Genomic DNA, 5,722 nt, shown 5'->3' on the forward strand with positions numbered 1-5,722 from the left:
AGTCATTATTTCGATGAGTGTCATACTCATGCTCATTGGTCTGTCGTTTATCTTTATAAGTAACCAAAATATATACGGTATTATATTTATCGTTGTTGGGTTATTATCATTACTCTTATTAAAACTCAATAAAACTGAAGAGGAAGACGATCATTTAAAAGATGAATACGAACAAGACCTTGAAAAGCTTAAACAAAAAATTAAAGAGAAAAAAGATGCACACGATTTAAACTTCGATTATTATGATGCACGCGAGATGATGAATGAAGTCGATCGTCATATGAATAAAAAGTTATCAGATGAAATTAAGCTAGAAAGTTTAGAAGAAAAACGTTCGATTTTAGATAGTACAAATGATCAGTTAAAACGAGATCTAGCACGTGTTAAAGAAAAATTATACGTCAGCGATGAATTAGAAAATGCTCAAATCGTCGATACGATATATACGATTCGTAATATCAAACAAATGAGACGTAACGTCGATGAGCTGAATACACGTATTGAAGCAATTGACAGTAATATTACGCAATTTAGTAATTCAGTCAAAGAAGAAGTTTCAAAATACGGTATCGATTTCCACATTAATTCAATTTTCTTTGAAACGAATAAGCTGCTCGAAAAGCTATTAAAAGATAAATCGACATATCACAACTTAAGAGAACAAATAAACTTATTTGAAAACGAAATCGACGTTATTGATAATCGTAATTACGTTGCAGAAAAAGAAATGAAAGAACTCTTTAATTATGTCGGAGCAGATGATGAGGACGAGTATTATTACTACGGCCGAATGTTCACTGAGTTTAAAGACAATGAAGCACGATTTAAAGAGCTCAATAACAAGCTAACTGAAGAAAACTTCGATTTAGAAAGAAGACAGCAATTATCTGAATTCAATACAGCTGATTTAAGAGACGAAGAAACAGCGCTTAATACGATGATCGAGAACTATGAAAATGACATCGACGAAGAGACAACTATGCTTGCAAAAATCGAGCAAGACATTAAACATCTTGAAGAAAACGGACAACTTTCAGTACTCCGTCATCAATACGAACTTGAAAAGAATAGTATAGAAACGAGCGCAGTCGATTATATGTCACTGATGTATATTAAAACGTTAATCGAAGCACACATTAAAGCGATTAAAGACAAGCGTCTTCCAATTGTCGTCGAAGAAGCGAGAAAAATCTTTGAATATATTACAAAAGAACGCTATATCGATGTGATGTATGAAGACAACATCATTAAAGTGAAGCATAGTAACGGTCAAATTTTTGATCCTTCAGAAATCTCACAGTCGACAAAAGAACTATTATATATCGCGCTACGCATTAGCTTAATAAAAGCACTTAAAAACTATTATAATTTACCGATTATTATCGATGATGCATTTGTACACTTTGACCAGACACGTACAAGAACAATTTTAGATTACTTTAAAAAGCAATCAGAAGAACATCAAGTGTTATTCTTTACTTGTAATTTAGAAAAGAGCATTCCATCGACAAATACAATCGTTCTACAAGATAGTAAAAATAGGAGGTAACAACCGATGAGTAAAATTTCTGCTTTACAACCTGGAGACAGTGTTGAATCGTTTTACTTAGTAAAACGCGCACAAGATGGTGTCACGCAACAAGGGAAGCCATATATGACACTGATTCTAGCAGACAAAACAGGTGAGCTCGATTCAAAATTATGGACTGTTACACCTGAACAAATTAAAGAGTTAAAAGAAGCAGATATGGTAAAAGTTAGAGGAGAAGTTATTAACTACCGTGGGAATAATCAAATGAAAATTTTAGAAATTCGTACGGCAAACGAAAACGATAACGTTTCAATCCATAACTTTTTAAAAGAAGCACCGATCGACGGTGATGATCTGTTCGACAAAATTATGGATTACGCATTAAAAATTACGAGTGCGAATCTTCAGCGTATTACACGTGGATTACTCACGAAATATCGTAAAGAATTCTCAACGTTCCCAGCAGCGATGACAAACCATCACGACTTCGTATCTGGCTTAGCATATCACGTTTACACGATGTTAAGAGTCGGGGAGTCGTTATGTGACATCTACGAAACGCTCGATAGAAATCTGTTATATGCCGGAATCATTTTACATGATATCGGTAAAGTCAAAGAATTATCTGGTGCTGTAAATACGACGTATACAGTTGAAGGAAATTTAATTGGACATATCGTTATTGCAACAGAAGAGATTACAAAAATGGCAGATGAACTGAACATCGAAGGCGAAGATATTTTATTATTAAAACATTTAATACTCGCACATCACGGGAAATTAGAGTACGGATCTCCAAAAACACCGATGATTAAAGAAGCAGAAATTCTGCATATGATTGACAATATCGATGCGAGAATTTTAATGATGGACAAGCACATTCAATCTGTAGAACCGGGCACATTTACGCAGCGCGTATTCCCGTTAGAAGGTAGAATGCTATACCGAAGTGTTGACGAGTAGAATATTGTATTCATAAAAAACAGGCTCTATTTTTAAAAATAGAGCCTGTTTTTGTTATTTTTCTTGAATGTCAATCGGTGACATCATTTTATCGACTTGTTCTTTAATATCTTTGTTTTCAAATTTAACGTTGTACTCATCGAGTAACTCTTTGTAGAAGTCCATGATTTTGTTTGGATCTTCTTGGATTTTTTCATTAATCATCTTAGATTTTGCATCTGCAATTTCAGATTCTGACATATCTTCTGCTTTTTTGTCGAGGCGTTTAATGATATGGTAACCGAACTGTGTTTTTACAACGTCAGATACTTCACCTGGTTTTAATTTGAATAGTGCTTCCTCGAACTCAGGAACCATTTGACCTTTTGTAACGATACCTAATTTACCGTCGTTTTGTGCGCTACCAGTATCGTCAGAATGTTCTTTTGCAAGCTCACTGAAATCTTCTCCATCGTTAACTTTTTTAAGAAGGTCTTCTGCCTCTTTTTTAGCTTCTTCGTCTGTTTTACCGTCTTCAGCTTCTTCATCGACTTTAATTAAAATATGTTGTGCGTCATATGCACCGTTAATTGCATCTTCATCAGAGATTTCTAGCTTTTCACTAAAGAATTTGTTGTGTAGAATGTTTGCGATTTTATTTTGCTTATAACCTTCAACAGTTAACCCTGGTTGGCTTTGAGAGAGTAGTTGAGCAAACTGATCTTCGCCACCATAACCTTCTATCTCTTTGTCGACATCTGCTTTAATTTTATCGATATCAACTTCATCTTTATATTTATCTTCGATTATTTTGTTTAATGCGAGTTCAAACGTTTGTGATGCGACTTCTTCCATACCGAATGAATTTAAAACGTCGTCCACTGTTACGTTTCCGGCATCACTCTTTACGAGTGTTTCACCAAATTTTGTCTCTTTGTTATCGCTTTTTGATGCGTTATTGTCATCATTTGCACATGCAGATAAAATGAGTGCTGCAGATAACGTCGTCGTTGTGAGTAGTTTTTTCATCTTTTAAAACTCCTTTAAATTTTAGCTTTCACTAATATAACATAACATAAGCGGTGATGCATTTGTTACACCACCGCTAATGATTATTTCTTATTTGGTTTATCGAATGCGTGCTGAAGGTCTTCCGCTGTGTTTTGAAGTGTTGCGACGTCGTCTTTTAAATGATCGATATTTGGTTCAATATCTGATTTAAAGTTATCGACTAAGTCTTTCACTTCGTCAGTTAATTCTTTAATGTTAGACGCTTCATGCTTTGCACGAAGCACAGATTGTTTAATGTTATTAATTTCTTCTTTAACTTGGCTCGCTGACGCACTCACTGTTCCAGAATTTGATTTTAAAGAAGCTGTGAGTTCACGTCCTGATTGAGGCGCATTTAGTACTGATAAAGAAACGCCACCTACAACACCAACGACAAAACCAACTGCAAAATTTCTAATACCCATTTATGTCACTTCCTTACGTATCATACATATTTCTTACCCGAAACGAATGTTTATTATGCATCGAGTTTAGATTTAATTGCTTCAGCGAACTGTTCACGTTCTTCTTTTGTAAACTCAATGTCTTCCCATTTGTAACCAAAACCGTCATGTTCGTCTTTATATCTCGGTAAAATGTGGAAGTGAATGTGGAATACAGATTGTCCAGCGTATTCACCGTTGTTTTGTACGACGTTTAAGCCTTCAGGGTTAAACGTATCACGTACTGCTTTTGATACGTTACGAATAACTTTCATATAATCGTTTGCTGTTTCATCGTCTAAATCAAAAATGTTTTCGATACGCTTTTTCGGCACGACGAGCGTATGACCTTTCACGACAGGAAACGCATCTAAAAATGCGATGAAGTTATCATCTTCATAAATAATATTCGCATCGATATCTCGATCGACAATCATTTCAAATACTGTTTTGTTCTCACTCATTAGTGTTCCCTCCATAATAAGTTATGATATAGTTTACTTAAGATTATTATATACTTATATACACGAATAACTAATTGAAAGAGAGTTTCAATATGAACATTTTAGAATTACAAAACGTTACTGGTGGTTATGGTAAAACACCAATTATTCACGATATTTCTTTTTCTTTAAAAGAAGGGGAGATTGTCGGCTTAATCGGTTTAAATGGTGCCGGTAAGAGTACGACAATTAAACATATATTAGGATTATTGTCACCACATAGTGGAGAGATAAAAGTATTAGATAAAAATATCCGAGATGAAAATATGCGTAAACATTTAACGTATATTCCTGAAACGCCAATTCTATACGAAGAATTGACGCTAAGAGAGCACATTCATATGACAGCAATGGCATACGGATTAACTGAAGACGAGGCGATGACAAGAGCAGAGCCACTTCTCAAACTGTTTCGTTTAGAAAATGAACTCGATAAGTTTCCAGCACATTTTTCTAAAGGGATGAAACAAAAAGTCATGCTAATTTGTGCGTTCGTCGTTGAACCTGAGTTATTTATAATAGATGAACCGTTTCTAGGACTCGACCCGTTAGGTATCGAAGGTTTAATTGAGTTGATGATATCTATGCGAAATAAAGGTAAATCTATTTTAATGAGTACGCACATTTTAGCAACAGCTGAAAGATATTGTGACAGATATATTATTATTCATCACGGTAAAAAAATCGCAGACGGTACGATCGAATCTCTAAGAGAAGAGACGGGTATTAACGGTACGTTAGATGATATTTATTTACATTTAACAGGTGACAGCAATGTGGACTGAGTTATTTAAAACACGGATGGATAAAGACATATCTAAACGTATGTATTATATGAAGTTTATTTTTAACAGTCACTTTTTAATCTTTTTAACGATCGCGCTCGGTGCATTTTTCTATTCGTTATTTGAGTTACGTGACGTGCTACATAACAATATATACGTCGATATGTTAGTCGCTGTACTCGTAGCGTTATCGATTACACCGACGTATCGCAGTTTGTTAAAAGAAGCGGACCTTATCTTTTTAGTACCTGTAGAAGATGAATTAAATGGATATTTTAAAAGAGCAGAGCGATACTCATTAGTGCTCAGTTATATATTTCCGGTCGTTATGGTGATTTTAACGTTCATGCTCGTTTTAATTAACCATACGCTAATTGAATTTGCGATATTTTCAGTCGCAGTAATCGTGACAGTATATTTAACGTTTAAAATAAAAGTTGAAACGATTCATACGTTACTAAATACTCA

General features: G+C 34.5%; 7 protein-coding genes. 4 read left to right on the forward strand and 3 right to left on the reverse strand.

Annotated elements, in window-relative coordinates; genetic code table 11:
• Window positions 1-1,549: ATP-binding protein (locus TJ68_RS08535; protein WP_040929038.1), on the forward strand; the 1,549-nt coding region annotated here is incomplete at its 5' end.
• Between the two features lie 6 nt (window positions 1,550-1,555).
• Window positions 1,556-2,494, forward strand: coding sequence for a 3'-5' exoribonuclease YhaM (gene yhaM, locus TJ68_RS04810; protein WP_040929039.1), 939 nt, complete (start codon window positions 1,556-1,558; stop codon window positions 2,492-2,494).
• A 54-nt stretch (window positions 2,495-2,548) separates the two neighbouring features.
• On the opposite strand, the gene TJ68_RS04815 is transcribed toward yhaM, so the two are convergent.
• The 3 genes from TJ68_RS04815 to TJ68_RS04825 form a co-directional block, all read right to left on the reverse strand.
• A complete protein-coding gene (locus TJ68_RS04815) occupies window positions 2,549-3,502 on the reverse strand; it encodes a foldase protein PrsA (protein WP_040929040.1) in 954 nt (317 codons plus the stop codon).
• An 83-nt stretch (window positions 3,503-3,585) separates the two neighbouring features.
• Entirely contained in the window at window positions 3,586-3,948 is a 363-nt protein-coding gene (locus TJ68_RS04820) for a YtxH domain-containing protein (RefSeq protein WP_040929041.1), read from the reverse strand.
• A 53-nt stretch (window positions 3,949-4,001) separates the two neighbouring features.
• Window positions 4,002-4,430 (reverse strand): HIT family protein, encoded by a 429-nt coding sequence (locus tag TJ68_RS04825; protein ID WP_040929042.1) that lies wholly within the window; start codon window positions 4,428-4,430, stop codon window positions 4,002-4,004.
• Window positions 4,431-4,522: 92 nt separating this feature from the next.
• Between TJ68_RS04825 and TJ68_RS04830 the strand changes: the two genes are divergently transcribed.
• A complete protein-coding gene (locus TJ68_RS04830) occupies window positions 4,523-5,254 on the forward strand; it encodes an ABC transporter ATP-binding protein (RefSeq protein ID WP_040929043.1) in 732 nt (243 codons plus the stop codon).
• Window positions 5,255-5,270: 16 nt separating this feature from the next.
• Window positions 5,271-5,722 (forward strand): ABC transporter permease (locus TJ68_RS04835; protein ID WP_187364855.1); only part of this gene is annotated, 452 nt, incomplete at its 3' end.

Origin of the sequence: Nosocomiicoccus massiliensis (genome assembly GCF_000438455.1) — a bacterium.
GTDB classification, from domain to species: Bacteria; Bacillota; Bacilli; order Staphylococcales; family Salinicoccaceae; genus Nosocomiicoccus; species Nosocomiicoccus massiliensis.

Bases quoted from the DNA above. Each gene is read 5' to 3' on its own strand.
- yhaM (WP_040929039.1), top strand. From the start codon at position 1,556: ATGAGTAAAATTTCTGCTTTACAACCTGGAGACAGTGTTGAATCGTTT.
- TJ68_RS04815 (WP_040929040.1), bottom strand. From the start codon at position 3,502: ATGAAAAAACTACTCACAACGACGACGTTATCTGCAGCACTCATTTTA.
- TJ68_RS04820 (WP_040929041.1), bottom strand. From the start codon at position 3,948: ATGGGTATTAGAAATTTTGCAGTTGGTTTTGTCGTTGGTGTTGTAGGT.
- TJ68_RS04825 (WP_040929042.1), bottom strand. From the start codon at position 4,430: ATGAGTGAGAACAAAACAGTATTTGAAATGATTGTCGATCGAGATATC.
- TJ68_RS04830 (WP_040929043.1), top strand. From the start codon at position 4,523: ATGAACATTTTAGAATTACAAAACGTTACTGGTGGTTATGGTAAAACA.